This window comes from Pseudoalteromonas sp. XMcav11-Q (assembly GCF_040104525.1).
In the GTDB taxonomy this organism is placed as follows: Bacteria; Pseudomonadota; Gammaproteobacteria; order Enterobacterales; family Alteromonadaceae; genus Pseudoalteromonas.
This window is the reverse complement of the sequence record NZ_JBECOX010000007.1, coordinates 1-20,873: the sequence shown is the minus strand read 5'-3', so window position 1 is coordinate 20,873 and position 20,873 is coordinate 1. Positions and strand designations below refer to the sequence as shown.

Genomic DNA, 20,873 nt, shown 5'->3' with positions numbered 1-20,873 from the left:
ACCGCACATTTACTGAAATACCTGAGTCGGTTTGCTATGGTGGCTTAACGCACCTCGCATTTAGTGTCATTTATGAGCATGCTCGCAAGTGACAAGCCGAGTTTTGGTCTTCAGCGCCATCTTTAGATAAGCATAATTTGGCTGTATTTCAATTTAGGTGTGTATTCTTTTGGCAGATAAAAAAGGGTTTGCATGACATATTGGTTACCCCGCTTAGCTGCAGGCAGCTTATGTATGGTGAGCTGGCTCTGTGCAGCCGATAGCACTCACGACGAATTTAAAGAGGCTGAGCGTGTCGCTTGGTCTGGTAATTATAATAATTTTAAAGCTGCAACAGCGCAGCTCGATCATCCACTTAAGCCATACGTTGAAATGGCATTTTACAAGCGTCACCCTAAACTCAAGTACCAGCAGGAAATTCAGCACTTTTTAACGGTATACGAACACACCCCATTAGAATGGCCTGTACGTTCAGCTTGGCTCGATTATTTAAAGCGGTATAAAAAGAAAGCACGATTCATCGAGTTCTATCGTGAAACCAGTGATGTTGAACTCAAGTGTACGTATTTGGTGTATCAGTTGGACTTGGGTGCACCGAAAAAAGCCATTCTTGATCAGGTAGCCGATATTTGGACGGTGGGAAAGTCTCAGCCCAGAGCTTGTGATGGTCTTTTTAACCAATGGCAAAAAGCGGGGTATAGAACGCCTGAGCTAGTCTGGCAGCGAATTTCTAATGCTGCGCAATCTGGTCAAACGTCACTGCTAGACTATCTTGAGAAGCTGTTACCAAAAAATGAGGCATACCTTGCCGAGCTATATAAAAAGGTTCGCCAAGATCCGAGTGCCGCTGCTGGGCTTTATCGGTTTAGTAAACGCACCGAAAAAGAAGCCGAAATTGCGGTATATGGTATAAGACGCCTCGTTTGGCGCGATCCTGATTTAGCGCTGCGTGCCTGGCAGAAGATGCAGGATATGTTTACCTTTACTCAGCGGCAAAAGGATAGTGTTGCTTATCGTTTCGCTCTAGCGCTTGCGTCTAAAGGGCATGAAGACGCACGGTTTTGGCTTAATAAAGTGCCCAAATCGTTGCAGGACAGAAAGCTACTACAGTGGCTGATGAGTAACATGCTGAAAGAGCAAGATTGGGAAGGGATTTCGGCCTTATTCGTGGGTCACGAGCAACTAAGCAATGGTCAACAATACTGGCTTGCATATAGCCTCGCGAAGCGTGACGAGTTAGCTAAGGCTAACGAGATTTGGCAGCAATTAGCGCAAGAGCGTGATTACTACGGTTTTTTGGCTGCTGCGCGTTTAGGATTACCAGTCTCACTGAATGAAGAGCCGTTAAATGTTGACCCCAGCATTGTCGAACGAGTATCTCATGCGCCAGGTTTTAAGCGAGCAAAGGCTTTATACGAACTGGAAAGGTATACTCAAGCACGTCGAGAGTGGAACTACCTTACTAACACCTCAAGCAAAGAGGAAAAGCTTGCAGCATCCATATTGGCTGCTGACTTTGATTGGTACGACAGCACTATTTTTACTCTTGCACAGATCAAAGCTTGGAATTACGTTGATTTGCGTTTCCCGATAGCGTTTAAAGAGCTGTTCACTAAATATAGTGAGCGTAATCGAGTCGATGTTGCATGGAGCATTGCGATTGCTCGCCGGGAAAGCTCTTTCGCACCGGATGCACGCTCGAGTGCGGATGCTCACGGTTTAATGCAGCTGCTGCCAAGCACAGCCAAATACGTCAACAACCGCAAACGCGTGGCAAAAAATCGCCTATATCATCCGGCCACAAACATTCGCTTGGGGACCAGTTATTTAGAGTATTTGAAGCGTAAAAATGCTGGAAATGAGGTTTTGGCGACAGCATCGTACAACGCGGGTTATCATAGAATTAAGCGTTGGCTGCCGTCAGAGGCTATGCCTGCTGAGCTTTGGATTGAGCTGATCCCGTACCGAGAAACACGTGACTACGTAAAAAATGTGATGGCATATCGACAGGTTTACCATACCCGCCTTGGTCGTGATGGCAACATATTGGCAAGTATCTTGGATATGAAAATTGTGAAATAACCGCACATGGCTGGTGCTTAGACTCAGTTCGTCGTTTTTAGGTAGCAGCTATGATAGACTCGATAGTATGTGAATTTTTGAAAATGGGTACACCATGGATAAGTTAGCAAATTTATACGCAGAGCACATTGCCACGTTGCAACAGCGTACAAGAACGATAGTAGAACGAGAAGGACTGGATGGACTTGTGATCCATTCGGGGCAAGCAAAGCGTCAATTCCTTGATGATATGTACTATCCGTTTAAAGTTAACCCGCAATTTAAAGCTTGGTTGCCTGTTATCGATAATCCGCATTGCTGGGTTGTGGTTAATGGCAGTGACAAGCCGAAACTCATTTTTTATCGTCCGGTTGATTTTTGGCATAAAGTGCCTGACGAGCCGAGAGATTTTTGGGCAGAGTATTTTGATATTCAACTGCTGGTTAAGCCAGATCAGGTTGAACAGTTACTGCCATACGACAAAGCAAACTATGCCTATATCGGTGAATATTTAGAGGTTGCACAAGCGCTTGGCTTTACTCAAGTGAATCCAGAGCCGGTGATGAACTTCTTGCATTATCATCGTGCATATAAAACTCAGTATGAAATGGCATGTTTACGTGAAGCAAGCCGTCTTGGCGTGCTTGGCCACATGGCGGCGCGCGATGCCTTCTTTGCTGGTGGTTCCGAGTTTGAAATTCAACAAGCTTATCTTAATGCAACTCAGCATATGGAAAACGATACGCCATATGGCAATATTGTCGCCTTGAATGAAAATTGTGCGATTTTGCACTATACCCATTTTGAGCGTAAAGCACCGAGTAAGCACTTATCATTTTTGATTGATGCCGGTGCAAACTTTAACGGTTATGCGTCAGATATTACCCGTACTTATGATTTTGCTAAACAAGGTGAGTTTGCCGAGTTGGTGAAAGTCATGAACGATCACCAAATTGAATTGGGCAGAGCATTACAACCGGGCAAACTATACGGTGAGCTGCATATCGATTGTCATAATCGTGTGGCGCAAGTGTTGAGTGACTTTGGTATTGTTAAGCTTGGTGCTCAGGCCATCGTCGAGAAGGGAATTTCTTCCACTTTCTTCCCTCATGGTCTCGGTCACCATATTGGTCTACAGGTACATGATATGGGCGGATTCATGGCTGATGAAGCCGGCACGCACCAAGCACCGCCTGAAGGTCACCCGTTCTTGCGTTGTACTCGTAAGATAGAGGCTAATCAGGTGTTCACTATTGAGCCAGGGTTGTACTTCATCGATTCATTGTTGGAAGACTTGGCGCAAACAGAAAACAAACAGTATATCAATTGGGATAAGGTTGACGCACTGAAGCCTTACGGTGGTATCCGTATTGAAGATAACATCATTGTGCATGAAGATAGACTAGAAAATATGACGCGAGATTTCGGTCTCGAGTAAGCTGACTTCTAGCGCTAAAAGTAAGTATATTTGGGGGCCGATTGGCTCCCTTTTAGTTTGGAACATTATGTCTGAATATTTCATTCCGAGTGAATCAATTAGTCATCATGAGGAAATTAAGAAAAGCACGTTTATCGTACATTTGGCCCACACGCCAACCATCGAAGATGCTAAAGCGTTTATTAAGCAGATTAATGACGCGTATCCTGATGCACGGCACAATTGTTGGGCACACATAGCTGGGCCCCCTGGTGGCAGCCATGTGTTAGGGTTTTCTGATGATGGTGAGCCTAACGGGACCGCTGGTAAGCCAATGCTCAATGTGCTAATGGGATCAGGGATTGGTGAAATAACCGCGGTGACGACGCGTTATTTTGGCGGTATAAAACTTGGCACCGGGGGGTTGGTTAGAGCCTATGGAGGCACGCTTAATAACGCTTTAGCACAGCTAAGCACGACTAAAAAGGTACCGGCTTCTATTATTGTTGGTCACAGTGATTACCATCTCCAAGGTGTGATAGAGCAGCTATTACAAAGCCAGTTTACAGTGCTAAATTTAGATAAAGAATACACGGCTAATATTACCTGGCAAATAGCAGTAGATAGTCGTGAAACACAACAAATCATTGATGCTATTTATGAATTAACCAATGGTGTTGTATTATTTAAGCAACTCAAGGAGTAGGTTCTACTTCTTTACATTCACTAATTAACCTCTGGTTAAATAACAAAAAGCGCAGCGTACAAAATGCAATTTCGTACCATAATAAAAATACTCGGGCAGTTAGTCGCTCTATTTAGTATCACTATGGTGCCACCAGCCATTGTATCTTTGATATACAAAGATGGTGGTGGTGTACCTTTTGTTTTAGCTTTCATTTTTAGTGTGCTGATGGGTTTGTTTGCGTACTACCCAAACCGCAAGGAAAACGGCGATCTTAAAGCCAGAGAGGGCTTCTTAATCGTTGTTTTATTCTGGTTGGTACTGGGATCGTTTGCATCATTGCCGCTCATTTTCTTAGATAAACCGAATCTATCTTTAGCAGATGCCGTGTTTGAAGCTTTTTCTGGGCTGACAACTACTGGGGCTACGGTATTGACGGGTATAGAACATTTACCCAAAGCGGTATTATTCTATCGCCAGCAGTTGCAGTGGCTTGGTGGTATGGGGATCATCGTATTGGCCGTAGCCGTTCTTCCTATGCTTGGGGTTGGTGGCATGCAGTTATATCGTGCCGAAACACCAGGTCCAGTTAAAGACTCAAAGATGACACCGCGTATTGCCGATACCGCCAAGCACCTTTGGTATATCTATGTGTCTCTAACAGCAGCTTGTACGCTGGCTTACTGGATAGCAGGAATGAATTGGTTTGATGCTATCTGTCATGCGTTTGCTACGATAGCTATCGGTGGCTTCTCGACTTATGACGCTTCTATGGGCTACTTCGATAACCCGCTCATTAACGTTATTTGCGTCATCTTCTTGCTGATTGCTGCCATTAACTTCTCGCTACATTATGCTGCTGTGTCGAGCCGCAATATTAAAGCCTATTTGCGAGATCCTGAGTTTAAAGTCTTTCTATTTATCCAGTTAGCGTTGGTAGTGATTTGTTTTGCGGTATTATCGTCAAGCAATGTCTATGAAACGGGTGATGAAACCTTAGATCAAGCGATGTTTCAGGCTGTGTCAATTAGTACAACTGCTGGGTTTGCGACCGATAGCTTCTCAACGTGGCCGCTGTTTCTACCTATTCTCTTGATTTTCTCTAGCTTCATTGGTGGCTGTGCTGGTTCTACGGGTGGTGGGATGAAGGTTGTGCGTGTCTTCTTACTCTATTTACAGGGGATCCGCGAGCTTAATCGTTTAGTGCATCCACGCGCTATTTACTCGATAAAATTAGGCCGCAAGGCATTGCCTGATAAAGTGGTGGAAGCGGTGTGGGGGTTCTTCTCGGCTTATGCGCTGGTGTTTGTGATTATTATGATTGCATTACTGGGGACGGGACTCGATAACATTACTGCATTTTCAGCAACTGCGGCCTGTCTAAATAACTTGGGCCCAGGATTGGGAAGTGTTGCAGCGCACTACGGCGACATTAGCGATGCAGCAAAGTGGATCCTTACTCTTGCTATGGTCTTTGGCCGCTTAGAGATCTTCACGTTGTTAGTCTTATTTACTCCTACCTTCTGGCGTGGGTAACAGTGCTTAAGTTGTGGGCTCTTTTGCTAGGAGCCTACAACTGACAGTATCACTACCTTGTTTCTGCCACTTTGTGACAAGTTGTCATCTTCCTTTTGAACTTCGCAAAGAAAAAGTTAATAAAAATTTCAAAAACTCGGATTTTCGGGGTTTTCAAGTGTCAGTATTTTTACAACGATTTAACTTGGAGGCGACGATATTGCTTGCCACACGCTTTTCAGATAAAGGGTTTAAAGTGATTGAGGGATTTGCTGCTAGCCATGAGCAGGACTTGGGTATGCAGCTTATAGAACGAAGCGTAATACAGTTAAATAGCTTAATCAATGAGGTCGGTTACTTGCAACATAACCAGCCCACATTAGGTAGTGCTCAATCATATGACTTGTTTCATCAAATTGGCTGTGAGAGTGGTATACGGTTTGTTGTTCAAGTGATTTCAGAAAATGAGCTCTGGCAAAAGCGCCAAATACCAGCGATTGTCGATGACTTCGAGACGGAGGGAGCAGGCTGCTTATTCAAGCATGATGTCTCGGGTATATTATTTGTTGCTAAGCGTAACGGCGAACCTATGATGTTGTTTATTGAGGATAACGAGCTTGGTATGCCACAAAGTTCGCTTGAGGTACAAAGTAAAATGATGACGTTAAGAGATGGTGCGATAGTATTAAAAAGCCATTTTTTAGTCAAATAAACGGATCTTTGTTAGGTATTGCTGATGATCGGGGAGTTGTAATTAATCTGAATTCAGTTTTAAATGGCCTTCCGCTAAAACTGCTACAATAAAAAAGTAGTAGAGTGAACTCAGGAAGGGTTGGATCCATGTTAAAAACTCAAGAGGTTGGGCAAGAAACTTTGCTCACCGCAATCAGCGCTGGAAGTATTGTTGATTTAGAAATTTGTTTACCGGCAAATAGTAAAAGAATAAAAACAGAATATGTCGGTATGCTACAAGGGGCGTTTTTAATTCTTAACCATCCCAACCCTAAGCGATTAGGCGCGGCGCTGGACTTTGTTATGGAAGGGACTTCGGTTATCGTTCGGGCTTTGCTCGAAAATGGTGATGGCCAAGTCATTGCATTCAAATCGCAAATCAAAGCGGTTTCAGTCCATCCCGCGCGGCTTATTTTTCTCTATTTACCCGAAAAGGTACAAACATACAAACTCCGCTCGCAAAACCGGGTGCCAACCTTAATCCCCGCTAAGTTTCACTGTCATGGCAGCAAAGATGTTGGGGTAATAAAGGACATCTCACTTGCTGGTTTACAGCTCGACTTAACGTCAATTGATGCTGAACATATGGAAGAAGGTTTAAAGTGCGAAGTGTTTATCGAAGGTAAAGAAGGGAATCAGATCTCGCTAGAAGGGGATATTCGGCGTATAAAAAGTCATGAGCAAATCGTCTCTCTAGGCATTCACTTAACCTCAGAACCAGAAATAATCCGCAGCGTATTAAAAGACTATTTAATCGATTTATCTATTTTTCAAGACCAACAAGATACCTAGTGAGTACGGCGCTTTACACCATTTAAATGAGATAATTCACCCTTAAAATTGATTGGAGAATTAACTCAATTGGCATTAAACGAATAAAGCGCTTACCTGGAAGAGTTTTTCCACAACACCGATTTGCTTTTTATCGATTAGGAACATGATCACATGGTCGCCAGAGAGAATTATAGTATCGTCATGTGCGATCAGTACATCTTCATCACGGACAATGGCACCGATAGTCGCACCCGGCGGTAATTTGATATCGCGAATAGCACGACCGACAACCTTAGAGGTGTTTTCATCGCCATGTGCTACAGCTTCAATGGCCTCTGCAGCACCTTTACGCAATGAATAAACGTTAACGATATCTCCACGACGAACATGGGTGAGTAGCGCTGATATAGTCGCTTGCTGTGGTGAGATGGCAATATCAATGTCGCCACCTTGCACGAGGTCGACATAGGCACCACGTTGAATAAGCGCCATGGTCTTTTGTACGCCCATACGTTTTGCAAGCATCGCAGCCATAATATTGGCTTCGTCGTCGTTCGTCACCGCGATGAACACGTCTACTTGCTCTATATGTTCTTCTGATAGCAGTTCTTGGTCTGAGGCATCGCCACAAAAAACTACTGTATTATCAAGCGTTTCAGATAGTTGTGTGGCACGAGCTTGATTGCGTTCAATAAGCTTGACGCTATGGTTCTTGTCTAATGAACTTGCCAATCCCGCACCTATGTTACCGCCACCGGCAATCATAATTTTCTTGTAAGAGCGTTCGAGCTTTTGTAGCTCGTTCATGACCGCACGAATATGCTTGGTTGCGGCGATAAAGAAGACTTCATCATCGGCTTCAATTACGGTGGTGCCGAGTGGCTTGATGGCTTTGCCTTGGCGATAAATAGCGGCAACGCGGGTGTCGACGTTTGGAATATGCTCTTTTAATGCAGAAAGTGCATAGCCAACGAGTAAACCGCCGTAATAAGCTTTAACCGCCACGAGTGACAGCATGCCCTCTGCAAATTGCAACACCTGCAAAGCGCCTGGGTAATCTATTAGCCTGCGGATATATTGCGTTACTAGCTGCTCCGGTGCGATGTAATGGTCGACCGGTAGGTCGTCATTGTGAAACAGCTTTTCTTTGTACTTTAAGTATTGCTCAGAGCGGATCCGCGCAATTTTGGTTGGCGTATTGAAAATACTATAGGCAACCTGGCACGCAACCATATTAACCTCATCCGAGCTGGTTACGGCGATTATCATGTCGGCGTCCTCAGCACCTGCTTGACGTAAGATCTCAGGGTGAGCACTGTGGCCAGTGACTCCCTGTAGATCGTATTTGTCTTGCAGCTCTCTTAAGCGCTCGCCATCGATGTCGACAACGGTAATTTCATTTTCTTCACCGACGAGGTTTTCTGCCAGTGTCCCGCCGACTTGGCCGGCGCCTAAGATGATGATTTTCATATTGGTTATGGTCGATTTTCTATTATTGTTTTGTCAACTTTGCGTAGTAAAACCCATCACTCAATCCGGGTAATAGCTGCAAGCCTGGTTGTGTTTGTGTGTCTGCATCGTGCAAAGGTACAAGCGTTGCATCAGGGGTCGCAGAAAGAAAGCGTGCGATCTGTTGCTGGTTCTCTTGTGGCAGTACCGAGCAGGTAGCATAAACTAGTGTGCCACCGGGCTTAAGCAATGGCCAGATTTTATCAATAATTTGTGCCTGTAACGTCACCAAGTTATCAATATCAGAAGCACGTCTTAGCCATTTGATGTCCGGGTGTCTTCTAATAACGCCAGTTGCAGAGCAAGGTACATCCAATAAGATGCGATCATATTGCTCGTCATCCCACCATGCTTCGGGGTCACTTGCATCGCCCTCAAGGCATTTGGCCGACAATCCAATCCGCTCAAGGTTTTGCTCTACACGTAGCAAGCGGTCACCATCAGCATCAATTGCAGTCACTTTGGCATCTGCCAACTCCAAAATATGGCAAGTCTTACCGCCAGGGGCGGCACAAGCATCAAGGATATTTTCACCTGCTTGTGGTGCTAATAATCTCGCGGCTTTTTGGGCAGCGGCGTCTTGCACTGAGCAAGCGCCAGCAGCAAATTGTGGTAGTGCGTAAACGTCGATTGGGCTATCAAGTAAGATCCCGTCAGGGTATTCGCTATGAAGCTGATAGGCTACCCCTTCTTGGTCTAGCAGAGCTGCATAATCGGCAGTAGAGAATTGCGATTGGTTAACACGCAGCCACATTGGTGCTTGTTGTTGGTTCGCTTCTAAAATAGCTTGCCATTGAGTTGAGTAAGCTGCTTTTAGTTGATTGATAAACCAGCCTGGGTGGTTGTATAAACAAGCTGGGATTTCGGCAGCGCTGGTTTCTAATTCGACCTGATGACGTTGGAAGCTGCGTAAAATTGCATTAACTAAGCCTTTCATGCCGGGCGCTCTTAGTGGCGTAAGTGCGTTTACAGTTTCGGCTACTGCAGCATGAGCTGGTACACGCATATGTTGCAGTTGGTAAATACCCACATACAGCAAAAACTGGAAAACACGGCGCTTACCTTTAAGTGGTTGCTCAAGTAATTGCTGGCAATAATGTTCAAGCGAAGGCAAGTACCTTAATACGCCATAGCAAATTTGCTGTAGCAAGGCTTTGTCTTTACCGTCTAACTGGCTGGTGGCAAGTGGTAATTGAGCACTTAACGATGCGCCTTTATCGACGACTTGAAATAGGGTTTGGGCGGCAAGTGCGCGAACATTACTCACGCTTCACCAACCTTAGCACCAATTGCTACCCAGTCAGCTCGACCATTCAAAAAGTCTTGTGCAGACATGGGCTTTTTACCTTGTGGTTGCAAGGTGTGAATTTCTAATGACTGTGTGCCACAGGCAATTACAATACCGTGCTTGTCCGCACGTAGCACATGTCCTGCATCACCTTGTTCGTCAACTACCTTCGCTTGCCAAATCTTGACGCTGTTACCCGCCATATTGGTAAAGCAAACCGGCCATGGATTAAATGCGCGGATGTTACGTTCAATTTGCGCGGCTTCCATCTGCCAGTCAATCTCGGCTTCTTCTTTGCTTAGTTTCTTAGCATAATTCGCTAGCGTATCGTCTTGCTTTTCTGGCGTGATCTCGCCCGCAGATAAGCGTGCTAGCGTATCGATCAGTGCATCAGGGCCAAGTTCAGCAAGCTTGTTGTAGAGATCTGCACTGGTATCAGTAGCTGTAATAGGGCAGCGGGCGATGTGCAACATATCACCGGTATCTAGGCCCTCATCCATTTGCATGATGGTTACGCCAGTTTCATTGTCGCCAGCCCAAATAGCACGCTGAATAGGCGCTGCGCCTCGCCATCGTGGTAAAATTGAGCCATGAACATTCAGGCACCCAAGTCGAGGAGTATCTAAAATAGTTTTTGGTAATAATACTCCGTAGGCAACAACAATCATGACATCGGCATCAAGCGCGGCTAGCTCTGCCTGTGCGTCCGATGTTTTTAATGATTGCGGTTGTAGCACTGGCAGGTTGTGTTCTTGTGCTAATATTTTTACTTCACATGCTTTGAGCTTTTTACCACGTCCAGCTGGACGGTCGGGTGGGCAGTACACTGCCACGACGTCATGTTGTGATTGAATAAGTGCGTCAAGGTGGCGCGCTGCAAAATCAGGCGTGCCTGCGAAAACGATACGCAAAGGATTACTCACGAAATACCCTAAAATCAGTTGGTTGGAGATTGGTTAAGCTTGCTTTGCAGCGAACTTAGCTTCTTTTTCAAGCTTCTTACGAATACGGTCACGTTTAAGTGGTGATAGGTAATCGATAAATAGCTTACCAACTAAGTGGTCTAATTCGTGTTGAATACAAACGGCAAGCAAACCATCAGCGTCCAGCTCATATGTTTCACCACGTTCGTTCGTTGCCTTTACCGTGACCGTTTCAGCGCGATCTACTTTTGCGTATGAATATGGTACTGACAAGCAGCCTTCTTCGCTCACTGTAGTACCATCGCGTTTGGTTATTTCTGGGTTGATTAATACGCGTGGCTCATCGCGCTCTTCAGAAACGTCAATAACGACGATACGCTGATGAATATCAACTTGCGTAGCCGCAAGGCCGATACCATTTTCATCATACATTGTTTCCAGCATGTCTTTAACTATTTGACGTACTTCGTCATTAACCTCTGCTACAGGCTGTGCAACAGTGCGTAAACGCTCGTCTGGAAACTTTAAAACTTCTAATATAGCCATGATTACCCTAAATCAATTTATCGTGTAAGCTAGTGTATGGTCTTATTTTAGCCATTCAAGTTCCCCTTTAACAGGTTTTGGTGGATAATAACCAAAAATAACCACAAGGAAGCCATCATGAAATATCCGATTGCTGCATTAATACTCGCTAGCTGCTCTGTTTTCTCTGTGAAAGCGGACACTTTGGCTGTAAAAGCAGATGCACCACAGCGTTATGTGGTGAAAAAAGGCGATACCTTGTGGGATATTTCAAAAATGTACCTACGTTCTCCATGGAAGTGGAAGCAATTGTGGCAGTGGAATCCTAGTATTCAAAACCCAGATCTGATTTATCCAGGAGACAGTCTTAAGCTACTTTACGATGAAAATGGCAATCCAATACTGGTGTTAGACAAAGGTGTGAAGAAGCTGTCACCGCATACACGTATTGTTAACCAAAAAGTGGCTGCTATTCCTACCTTGCCACTACCCATCATGGAACCGTTTTTGCGTTTCGAGCAAGCACTTTCTGAGTCGGAGTTTTCTGATAGCCCAATTGTACTGGGAGCTAATCGAAATATTAAAAATGCGACTCCGGGTCATCTTTTGTATGTTAAAGCTGATTTAGTAAAAGGTGGGCACTATGCCATCTATCGTCGCGGTGAAATCTATCGTGCAATAGATAGCCAACAATTGCTTGGCTTGGAAGCTGTGTTAGTTGGTTCTGGCCACGTGGTTGAGCAAGGTGACCTAGCTGCGGGGCGTCCGGCAAAGCTACAGTTAGAGGTTGCCAAACAAGAGGTTAGAGCTGGGGATATTGTACTACCCATATCTACCGGACAAAGCTTTCCGGCACAGTTTTCTATGTCTCGTCCTGAGGAGCAAACTTTGGGCCGTATTATTGCGAGCGATAATAAGCTCAGAGAGTTTAGTACCATGAGTGTTGTGGTACTAGATGTGGGTAGTAAAGCACGGCTAAAAGAGGGACATGTCCTTGATATTATAAGGCAATCACCTACAGTTATAGAAAGTCAACACGGTCCGCGCTATATTGAAGATGCATCACGACTTGACAAACTGATCACCGAAATGGGATCTTGGTTTGGTGAGGAAAACGATGACGATAGTGTGGTATGGCATATGCCAAAGGAAAAAGTCGGTGAGCTGATGGTCTTTAAAGTGTATGAAGACTTAAGCTACGCTATGGTTGTTGAAACTTCGGAGCCGATCCGCGTTGGTGATCATGTACAAGCATTCAAGGAAACTGCCAGTAACTAGGTGGTAGAATTTCTCCTTGAGTGAGTCAGTAAACTCAAGGAGAGAGTATGAAACAAGCTAAACTAGCTCAAGCTTTGGCATTAACCCTTTGCCAAGGGCTGGGTATCAAAACCATCACTGCATTACTTAATCACGTCTCCCTTGCGCAATTATTCACATTAAGCCAAGTTGAGCTTTGTCAGCTTGGGCTACAAGAAAATGTTGCTGCCAATTTAGCGAGCACAGATTGGTCTCGTATCGAGCACATATTGGCTTATTGTCAATGTCAGCAAATTCATGTTGTATCTTTGTTTTCTCCTGAGTACTCCGAGCAACTAAAAGAGATCTGTAACCCTCCCTTAGTGCTCTTTTGCAGAGGGAACATTGCGTTATTAAAACAACCACAAATTGCGGTTGTCGGTAGTCGTAGTTCAACGAGAACTGGGCTTGGGCTTGCACATGAGTTTGCACAGGGCTTAAGTCGCTCGGGGTTGGTGGTGACGTCGGGTATGGCAAGAGGGATTGATGGCGCAGCGCACCAAGGTGCACTTGATGTTCAAGGAGGAACCATTGCTGTGCTAGGGACTGGTGTTGATGTTGTTTACCCCAAACGCCATCAACGACTTTATGAAGACATCGTACAGCATGGTTTGGTGGTGAGTGAATTCTTACCAAATACTCAAGCAAATAGTAATCACTTTCCGCGGCGTAATCGCATAATCTCAGGTTTATCTTTGGGTGTTTTGTTGGTTGAAGCCGAAGTAAAAAGTGGCTCGCTGATTACTGCACGCTATGCACTGGAGCAAAACAAGGAAGTATTTGCGATCCCTGGCTCAATTAAAAATCGATTAAGTAGCGGTTGTCATTACTTGATTAAGCAAGGCGCAAAACTCACCGAAAATATTGAGGATATTTTGGAAGAAGTGAGCTTTTTTTGTGAAAACAGTCTATATAGTATAGAAATAGGGGAGCAAAAAGAGGAGCAATGTCCCGTATTAGAAAACCTTGGCTTTGAGGTGACGTCAGTCGACACTTTAACGCAAAGGACCCAGTGGCCAGTAGAACAGGTGATTGCCAGACTATTGGACCTAGAACTCGAAGATAAAGTAGAGCGTGTACTCGACGGCTACATAAAACTCGCGAGGGGTTAAGAAGATGTTTGATATTTTAATGTATTTATTTGAGAACTATATTCACAGTGAGGCAGAAATCTTTGTCGAACAAAATGAACTCACCGATGAACTCCTTCGCGCCGGCTTTAATCAAGGCGAAATATACAAAGCGCTTGATTGGCTTGAGCAACTTGCAGATTTACAACACAGTGACGAAAACCCCTATTTAAATGCTAAACCGGACCATGCAACGCGGATCTACACCGACAGCGAATGCAATATGCTAGACGTTGAAAGCCGTGGTTTTTTAATGTTTGTGGAACAAGTCGGAGTGATTGACAGTACCACCAGAGAAATGGTGATGGATCGCTTATTCGCGTTGGATAAAACCTATATCAGCCTAGATGATTTAAAGTGGGTGATACTAATGGTGCTATTTAATGTGCCGGGTAAAGAACATGCTTATGCGCAGATGGAAGATCTGATTTTTACCGAGCCTGCATCTGTAGTTCATTAACTCTGCTCTAGCATGGCAAGTTTCCTTCGGTAAGTTGAGGTTCTGGTTTCAGCTTACCGCCTTTCAAATAATGTTCCTGCTTAGTTGAAAACACTGATATCAAATACTTGCAAGGGGGAATTTCCATCATTTCCTTGACCCTAAAAACGAGGCTATTATATTAGGCGCATACTTGCACAAGGGGGCGGTGGTAAAGCGATGAGTAAAATAGACCATGCATTATTTAATGCAGACAAACATGCATTAGAAAAAGAGTATGAAGTATGCCCAGAATGTGGCTCTGAGCTGGTAATCAAAAACAGTAAAAATGGTCCATTTATTGGCTGCGCTAGCTACCCGACTTGTGATTATATTCGCCCGCTCGCACATCATGATAGCCATGTAATTAAAGTACTAGAAGATGTGGCTTGTCCTGAATGTGGCAAAGATCTAGTGATAAAAAATGGCCGCTACGGCATGTTTATTGGCTGTACTGGGTATCCTGATTGCCACTATATTGGTTATGAAGATGCGCCACCCACAGCGGCGTTGCCTGCGTGTCCAAAATGCCAAAAAGGCAACCTAATTCAGCGTAAAAATAAGTTTGGTAAACACTTTTATAGCTGTGACACTTACCCAAGTTGTAAGTATACCTTGAACGCCAAGCCTGTAGAGCAGGCTTGTCCTGAGTGTCATTGGCCCGTGCTGGTGGAGAAAACCCGAGCGGGTAAAGCTGTGCTACAATGCCCGCAGAAATCATGTCAAAAGATAGTGGAAATACCGTGAGTAATGACAATAAAGCGGATGCTGCGACAATAACAACGCCCGAGTCGGCACTTCAAGCTGGCAAAGTGATCTGTTATCCAACGGAAGCCATTTATGGTTTAGGTTGTGATCCTGATAACCAAGATGCGGTCACTAAGTTGCTAACAATCAAATCTCGACCCATAGAAAAAGGGTTAATCTTAATTGCCGACAATTATGGTCAATGTTTGCCCTACGTGGATGACAATAAAATCCCGATGGATAAGCGCGCTGATATTTTTTCGTCATGGCCAGGCGCCATTACTTGGTTATTGCCAGCGAAAGCCAGTACGCCGCATTGGTTAACAGGGGGACACGACACTATCGCTATTCGTGTTACTAGCCATCCCATTGTAAAGCAGTTGTGTCAACGTTTTGGTAAGCCGATTGTATCTACCAGTGCCAATGTAACGGGTCAAACTCCAGTTGTTTCGTTGTCGGAAGCTCGTAGCCAGTTTGGCTCGCAAGTTGGCTATTATGTTGAAGGTGAGTTAGGCGGTAATACGACCCCAAGCGTCATCAAAAATGCAATGACTGGCCAAGTGATCCGAGGATAAAAAGTACCATGAGTAAAATAAACCTAGAGACCGTAAAAGCCTTTTTATTACAACTACAAGATAATATCTGCCAAGGCTTAGAGGCTGCCGATGGTAACGCTCAGTTTGTTGAAGATGCCTGGGAGCGTGCTGAAGGTGGTGGCGGTCGCACTCGCGTGATCCGTAATGGCGATGTTATTGAGCAAGGCGGGGTAAACTATTCACATGTTTTTGGCGCTTCCATGCCAGCCTCTGCGACGGCACACCGTCCAGAGTTAGCAGGCAGAAGCTTCCATGCCTGTGGGGTATCTTTAGTGATCCACCCGAAGAATCCCAATATTCCAACTAGCCACGCCAATGTGCGTTTTTTTATTGCTGAGAAAGAAGGTGAAGAGCCGATTTGGTGGTTTGGTGGCGGTTTTGATTTAACCCCATTTTATCCAGTTCTTGATGATGTGAAGCACTGGCACCAAGTAGCAAAGGATTTGTGCGCACCATTTGGTGACGCGGTATACGGTGACTACAAAAAGTGGTGTGATGAATATTTCTATTTAAAACATCGAGATGAGACTCGAGGTGTGGGTGGTTTATTCTTTGATGACTTAAACCAATGGGGCTTTGAAAAGAGCTTTGCATTTATGCAAGCTGTTGGTAATGGCTTCCTTGATGCTTACCTGCCTATTATTGAAAAACGCAAAGATACACCGTATAGCGAACAAGAGCGTCAATTCCAGCTATATCGCCGAGGCCGTTACGTTGAATTTAATCTGGTATGGGATAGAGGCACATTGTTTGGTCTACAAACAGGTGGACGTACCGAGTCTATTTTAATGTCGATGCCACCTTTGGCACGTTGGGAGTATGACTTCCAGCCAGAGCCAGGATCGAAAGAAGCTGAGCTTTATAATTATCTTACGCCAAAGAATTGGCTGGCGATGTAATAGAGTAAAAAAGGAGCCGAGGCTCCTTTTTTACTCTTAGCTATTCACTTAGTTTAATTTAAATCCGCGCACTTGCTCATCCAAATCGCGCGCAAGGGTGAGCAACTCTTCACTGATCTGTTTTGAGCCATGGGCATCAACTAGCGAGCGCTCAGCATTATCGCTAATCGCCACTACGCTACGATTGATTTCTTCAGCGGCCAAGTTTTGCTGCTCAGTGGCATCGGCAATTTGCAGGTTTAAGGCATTAATTTCGTGCATCTGTGTCGAGATGTCTTTAAGCGCTTGTGCCACTTTCTTGACCTGATGTGCGCGGTCATCTGCTTCTTCGCAAGAAGCACTCATTGCTGCCACGGTTTGCTGTGCCTCGGACTGTAGTTTATCGATAGTGCGTTTGATTTCATCGGTTGAGTCATGTGTTCGTGTCGCAAGTGTTCTGACTTCGTCCGCAACAACCGCAAACCCTCTTCCTGCTTCCCCGGCTCGTGCGGCCTCTATTGCTGCATTGAGCGCTAAGAGGTTGGTTTGCTCCGCGATACTACTGATCACTTCGAGTACTTTACCCACTTCTAGTGTTTGTGCTTGAAGCTGAGAAACTTGTTCTGCAGCTTGCCTTACATCTTGTGCTAATTGGTTGATACTTTGCTCAGTATGATTAGCAACAGCCATGCTTTCCTCCGCGAGGTGATTGCTGCTATCAGACTTTTCTGATGCAAAGTGGGTGGTATTTTTTACTTCACTTGAAGAGCTTTCAAGCTCATTAATTGCGGCTGCAACAGAGTCCGTCCCTTGTTTTTGCTCTTGAATGGCCAGCTCGGTAGTTTCAGCTGAAGCATATATAGATTCTGCTGAGTGAATAAGTATTTTTGAAGAGTTGGATAACTGCGCAATATTGTCTTTAAAGCTATCCATCATTTTATTGAAGTTAATCGCCAAGCGTCCAAGCTCGTCATCGACTTGGTCGTCTATTCGTAATGATAAGTCTTTGTTCGTCGTTGCGAGGCGCATGGTTCGGCCTAGCGTTTTTAGTCGTACTATAAAGAGCTTCCTAAAAAGTACGCCTAAAATCACAAAGGTGATAATAAAGATAGCAGAGAGAAGCGCAGTGCTAAACCATGTATTAGTGTGTACCGTATTATCAATATCATCCAAAGAGTAGCTGATCCGCACAACACCGAGCACATCGCCTTCCTTTGCCTGATGACAACCCAAGCAATTTGTTCCTTTATAGCTTTCTTTGGCCACCATCGGCTTTAAATAAGTCATGATGCGACTACCGTCGCGCTGTTCAATAACTAAGGTTTCTTTCCCGTTCAATGCATCAAATTCAGCCTCAGAGTTAGGTGCTTGATTTGCATTACCTGGACCGTAAAGCTTATTAACTTGCTCGGAGCGGATAATATGCGCATCTTCGATATTTGGATGATTGCGAATTTTATCACTCAGAATTTCACGGTTTGCCATGGTGCCGGTCAGCATCATAGTATTGATAGAGTCAAAGTAATTATCTGCCAGTAGCTTAATATTACTTTCGACGGTTTCTTCAGCGAGCGTCTTTTGTTGACTGCTGCTACTAAGGATACTGGCAATCAAGACGAGCACGCCCGTCACAGCCAGTAACGCATAAATTTTATGTTGAATAGATTTCACACGCATCGCACCTGTACACAATTAGAACAGTGATTATGCATCTCTACTCAAGAGCGGGATTTGACCTAGCGCAAAATAGCCGTGTAATTTTAATTAACTAGTACTTTAGTTTTATTCCTGATTAATCATATGTGTCGCAAGCTGAGCGAGGGACTGCCTTAATCCTTCTCTTAATAATGGATTTCCTACCTCTAAGTCTAATGCTTTATTCATGCAGTGCATCCATTGATCCCGTAAATCTTGGTCGATAGGGAAGGGCATATGGCGCATTCTTAGGCGTGGGTGACCATATTTCTCTGCAAATAAATCGGGCCCGCCTAACCAACCAGAAAGAAATTCAAAAAATACCTGTCTGATCCTATCTAATGGCTGTGGATGCATATCGTAAAGCGGCTTTGCATAGGGGTCGGTTGCCATAATATCGTAAAAGCGGTTGGCAAGATCGCGGGCACCTTGTTCTCCACCAATGATTTCATAAGGTGTTTTTTCTGGCGTGGGGGCACTATTTGTTTGTTCTACGGTTGCATCTTTATTAAAGATACGTTTAATTAACTGCTTCATAATGACTCTTTCAAGGCGCTCTTATAACGATGGACAAATACGCGGTATTCGGTAATCCGATAAAGCATTCTAAATCGCCGGCAATCCATGCGCAATTCGCACAGCAATGCCAGCAGCAATTAGAATACGAGGCTATTTTGGCACCAGAAGATGCCTTTATTCAAACTGCATCGACATTTTTTGCCCAAGGTGGTTGTGGTGCGAATGTGACTTTACCTTTTAAAGAGCAGGCATTTGCCTTTGCAGATACCCTCACCGAACGAGCTAAGCTCGCTGGTGCCGTCAATACCCTAATCAAACAGCAAGATGGCAGTATTACAGGCGATAATACTGATGGTGCAGGTCTGGTACGAGATCTCATGAAACACCAAACTAAACTTGAGGGAGCTAACGTACTATTGATTGGTGCAGGTGGCGCCGCCAAAGGCTGTATCTATCCGCTCCTCCAGGCCGGAGCAAAACGGATCGTCGTGACCAATCGTACTGAGTCAAAGGCATTGCAACTAGCAGAGCAATTTTCCTCGTATGGAGAGGTTACAGGGTGTGGCTTAAACAATACCCCCGACATTGGTTTCGATATTGTGATTAACTCCACCTCATCGAGCATCACAGGGCAAGTGCCAGATGTTAGCCCTACTGTTATTACATCCTGCGTAGTTGCCTACGATATGTTCTACAGCGACCAGCAAACAAGTTTCTTAGACTGGGTGGCGCAACATAATCAACAAACGCAATTGATTGATGGCATAGGTATGTTAGTTGAGCAGGCCGCAGAAGCGTTTTACCAATGGCGAGGGGTGAGACCTGATACGTCCGAAATATTTAGGCTTATTAGAGGGTAAATATGAACCAAGCAATACTGTTTAATGATGACATCAGTTATCAACAGGGAGAATTGACGTTTACGGCGATGGCCAATGGTCAGCTGATCCGCTGTAAAATTGCAACCAAGCTTGAGCAGGAAGCTGCAATAGCACACTTTGCTCAGCACCAATTCGATTATGAAATGCAGGCTGAGCAATTAATAGAGGATGAAGCGTTTAATGAGGCGGGAGAGATAAGTTTAGCTTTCCTCTAAATATTCATCTTTGAGTTCCACGTAATTTTGGGCGGACACTTTTAAAAATTGTAACTCTTGTTCGGTGAGGGGTCTGGCTTGTTTTACCGGACTACCGACATATAAAAAACCGGACTCAAGATTTTTATTAGGCGGGACAAGTGCACCACCACCAATAATAACGTCATCTCCTACGGTGACGTTATCCATAATAATTGCACCCATACCTACGAGAATACGATTACCAAGTTTGCAACCATGCAACATGACTTTATGGCCAACAGTCACATCATCACCAATAATAAGCGGGTAACCGTTAGGTACTGAAGCGCTCTTTCTTGTTAAATGCAGTACGCTTCCGTCTTGAACATTGGTTCGTTTCCCTATCTTGATGTAGTTCACATCGCCTCTGGCTGCAACCAATGGCCAAACGCTGCTGTCTTCGCCAATTTCAATATCACCGACCAAAACGGATGATTCATCAATATAAACGCCTTGTGCCAAGCGCGGGGATTTACCTTTATAACTTCTAAGCATGTCTAGATTACTCATCTCTCGTGTCTTGTGTCACTAGTGTAGAGTGTTGAATTGTAAAACTCTAGTACGAAAAAACTGCAAAAAGATAAGTAAAAGTGTCAAAAATAAGCGCTTCGCTTCATTTTTGCTCGAACAAACGTTTTTTCGCAATTTTCTTTAAAAAAAGGGTTGCACTAAAATCGGATCGCCCTATAATGCGACCCCACTGACACGGAGCGCTACGCTGAAAAGCAAAGCAGCAACGAGTTAGCGTCAAGTAAAACTTAAGTTCGAAACTTCTTATAAAGAAATTCAAAATTAAGTGTTGACAAAAAATTGGGAATGCTTAGAATGCACACCCCTCGAAACAACGAAATGTTTCGAAATGTTCTTTAAAAATATGAAGCAATCATCTGTGTGGGCACTCGTACAGATTGAGTTCTAACAGCAGATTCTAGTTCGCTAGATGACGCAAACAAATTTAGAGTCTCAATTGTAACTGAGTGACTATATA

General features: G+C 44.4%; 21 protein-coding genes. 14 read left to right on the top strand and 7 right to left on the bottom strand.

Features of this window, described 5'->3' with window-relative positions; translation table 11 throughout:
- Positions 1 to 192 precede the first annotated feature (192 nt).
- From ABMY45_RS12610 to ABMY45_RS12585, 6 genes are all read left to right on the top strand, one after another.
- Positions 193 to 2,082 (top strand): transglycosylase SLT domain-containing protein, encoded by a 1,890-nt coding sequence (locus tag ABMY45_RS12610; protein WP_206473612.1) that lies wholly within the window; start codon positions 193 to 195, stop codon positions 2,080 to 2,082.
- A gap of 94 nt (positions 2,083 to 2,176) precedes the next feature.
- The gene (gene pepQ / locus ABMY45_RS12605; protein ID WP_174170121.1) at positions 2,177 to 3,499 is read left to right on the top strand and encodes a Xaa-Pro dipeptidase; all 1,323 of its coding nucleotides are present in this window, start codon (positions 2,177 to 2,179) and stop codon (positions 3,497 to 3,499) included.
- Between the two features lie 67 nt (positions 3,500 to 3,566).
- Entirely contained in the window at positions 3,567 to 4,184 is a 618-nt protein-coding gene (locus ABMY45_RS12600) for a YigZ family protein (protein WP_010604171.1), read from the top strand.
- A gap of 63 nt (positions 4,185 to 4,247) precedes the next feature.
- Positions 4,248 to 5,699 (top strand): TrkH family potassium uptake protein, encoded by a 1,452-nt coding sequence (locus ABMY45_RS12595; RefSeq protein WP_010604172.1) that lies wholly within the window; start codon positions 4,248 to 4,250, stop codon positions 5,697 to 5,699.
- Positions 5,700 to 5,856: 157 nt separating this feature from the next.
- A complete protein-coding gene (locus ABMY45_RS12590; RefSeq protein WP_227387647.1) occupies positions 5,857 to 6,390 on the top strand; it encodes a hypothetical protein in 534 nt (177 codons plus the stop codon).
- A 128-nt stretch (positions 6,391 to 6,518) separates the two neighbouring features.
- Positions 6,519 to 7,202, top strand: coding sequence for a flagellar brake protein (locus ABMY45_RS12585; RefSeq protein ID WP_010604174.1), 684 nt, complete (start codon positions 6,519 to 6,521; stop codon positions 7,200 to 7,202).
- Between the two features lie 75 nt (positions 7,203 to 7,277).
- On the opposite strand, the gene trkA is transcribed toward ABMY45_RS12585, so the two are convergent.
- Genes trkA through def form a run of 4 tightly spaced genes read right to left on the bottom strand, consistent with a single transcriptional unit; the run spans position 7,278 to position 11,450 of the window.
- Positions 7,278 to 8,654 (bottom strand): Trk system potassium transporter TrkA, encoded by a 1,377-nt coding sequence (gene trkA, locus ABMY45_RS12580; RefSeq protein ID WP_010604175.1) that lies wholly within the window; start codon positions 8,652 to 8,654, stop codon positions 7,278 to 7,280.
- 22 nt (positions 8,655 to 8,676) lie between these two features.
- On the bottom strand, positions 8,677 to 9,960 hold the full coding sequence (gene rsmB, locus ABMY45_RS12575; RefSeq protein ID WP_349288946.1) for a 16S rRNA (cytosine(967)-C(5))-methyltransferase RsmB: 1,284 nt from the start codon (positions 9,958 to 9,960) through the stop codon (positions 8,677 to 8,679).
- Complete coding sequence (fmt, locus tag ABMY45_RS12570; protein ID WP_349288945.1) at positions 9,957 to 10,904, bottom strand: methionyl-tRNA formyltransferase; 948 nt, start codon at positions 10,902 to 10,904, stop codon at positions 9,957 to 9,959. The genes rsmB and fmt overlap by 4 nt, the downstream gene beginning before the upstream one ends.
- 33 nt (positions 10,905 to 10,937) lie before the next feature.
- Positions 10,938 to 11,450: a peptide deformylase gene (gene def / locus ABMY45_RS12565; protein ID WP_102055799.1), complete on the bottom strand. Its 513-nt coding sequence runs from the start codon at positions 11,448 to 11,450 to the stop codon at positions 10,938 to 10,940.
- 117 nt (positions 11,451 to 11,567) lie between these two features.
- On the opposite strand from def, the gene ABMY45_RS12560 reads away from it, so the two are divergent.
- From ABMY45_RS12560 to hemF, 6 genes are all read left to right on the top strand, one after another.
- On the top strand, positions 11,568 to 12,707 hold the full coding sequence (locus ABMY45_RS12560; RefSeq protein ID WP_174170118.1) for a LysM domain-containing protein: 1,140 nt from the start codon (positions 11,568 to 11,570) through the stop codon (positions 12,705 to 12,707).
- Between the two features lie 47 nt (positions 12,708 to 12,754).
- Complete coding sequence (gene dprA, locus ABMY45_RS12555; protein ID WP_102055801.1) at positions 12,755 to 13,837, top strand: DNA-processing protein DprA; 1,083 nt, start codon at positions 12,755 to 12,757, stop codon at positions 13,835 to 13,837.
- Between the two features lie 4 nt (positions 13,838 to 13,841).
- A complete protein-coding gene (locus ABMY45_RS12550) occupies positions 13,842 to 14,315 on the top strand; it encodes a DUF494 family protein (RefSeq protein ID WP_010376797.1) in 474 nt (157 codons plus the stop codon).
- A gap of 198 nt (positions 14,316 to 14,513) precedes the next feature.
- A complete protein-coding gene (locus ABMY45_RS12545; protein WP_174170117.1) occupies positions 14,514 to 15,080 on the top strand; it encodes a type I DNA topoisomerase in 567 nt (188 codons plus the stop codon).
- Entirely contained in the window at positions 15,077 to 15,655 is a 579-nt protein-coding gene (locus ABMY45_RS12540; RefSeq protein WP_010604182.1) for an L-threonylcarbamoyladenylate synthase, read from the top strand. Before ABMY45_RS12545 ends, ABMY45_RS12540 begins: the two co-directional genes overlap by 4 nt.
- Positions 15,656 to 15,663: 8 nt before the next feature.
- On the top strand, positions 15,664 to 16,575 hold the full coding sequence (gene hemF, locus ABMY45_RS12535) for an oxygen-dependent coproporphyrinogen oxidase (protein WP_010604183.1): 912 nt from the start codon (positions 15,664 to 15,666) through the stop codon (positions 16,573 to 16,575).
- A gap of 48 nt (positions 16,576 to 16,623) precedes the next feature.
- Here the strand turns inward: hemF and ABMY45_RS12530 are convergent, their stop codons facing one another.
- Positions 16,624 to 18,231, bottom strand: a complete 1,608-nt coding sequence (locus ABMY45_RS12530; protein ID WP_349288944.1) for a methyl-accepting chemotaxis protein — start codon at positions 18,229 to 18,231, stop codon at positions 16,624 to 16,626.
- A 105-nt stretch (positions 18,232 to 18,336) separates the two neighbouring features.
- Positions 18,337 to 18,786 (bottom strand): group II truncated hemoglobin, encoded by a 450-nt coding sequence (locus ABMY45_RS12525; protein ID WP_010379482.1) that lies wholly within the window; start codon positions 18,784 to 18,786, stop codon positions 18,337 to 18,339.
- 29 nt (positions 18,787 to 18,815) lie between these two features.
- Between ABMY45_RS12525 and aroE the strand changes: the two genes are divergently transcribed.
- Together aroE and ABMY45_RS12515 are read left to right on the top strand one after the other, a co-directional pair.
- On the top strand, positions 18,816 to 19,628 hold the full coding sequence (gene aroE / locus ABMY45_RS12520; RefSeq protein ID WP_174170116.1) for a shikimate dehydrogenase: 813 nt from the start codon (positions 18,816 to 18,818) through the stop codon (positions 19,626 to 19,628).
- Between the two features lie 2 nt (positions 19,629 to 19,630).
- Positions 19,631 to 19,864 carry a DUF1488 family protein gene (locus tag ABMY45_RS12515; protein ID WP_102055806.1) on the top strand — a complete coding sequence of 78 codons (234 nt, stop codon included), beginning with the start codon at positions 19,631 to 19,633 and terminating at the stop codon, positions 19,862 to 19,864.
- Here the strand turns inward: ABMY45_RS12515 and ABMY45_RS12510 are convergent.
- Complete coding sequence (locus tag ABMY45_RS12510) at positions 19,850 to 20,395, bottom strand: gamma carbonic anhydrase family protein (RefSeq protein WP_039840733.1); 546 nt, start codon at positions 20,393 to 20,395, stop codon at positions 19,850 to 19,852. The genes ABMY45_RS12515 and ABMY45_RS12510 overlap by 15 nt on opposite strands.
- Positions 20,396 to 20,873 lie beyond the last annotated feature (478 nt).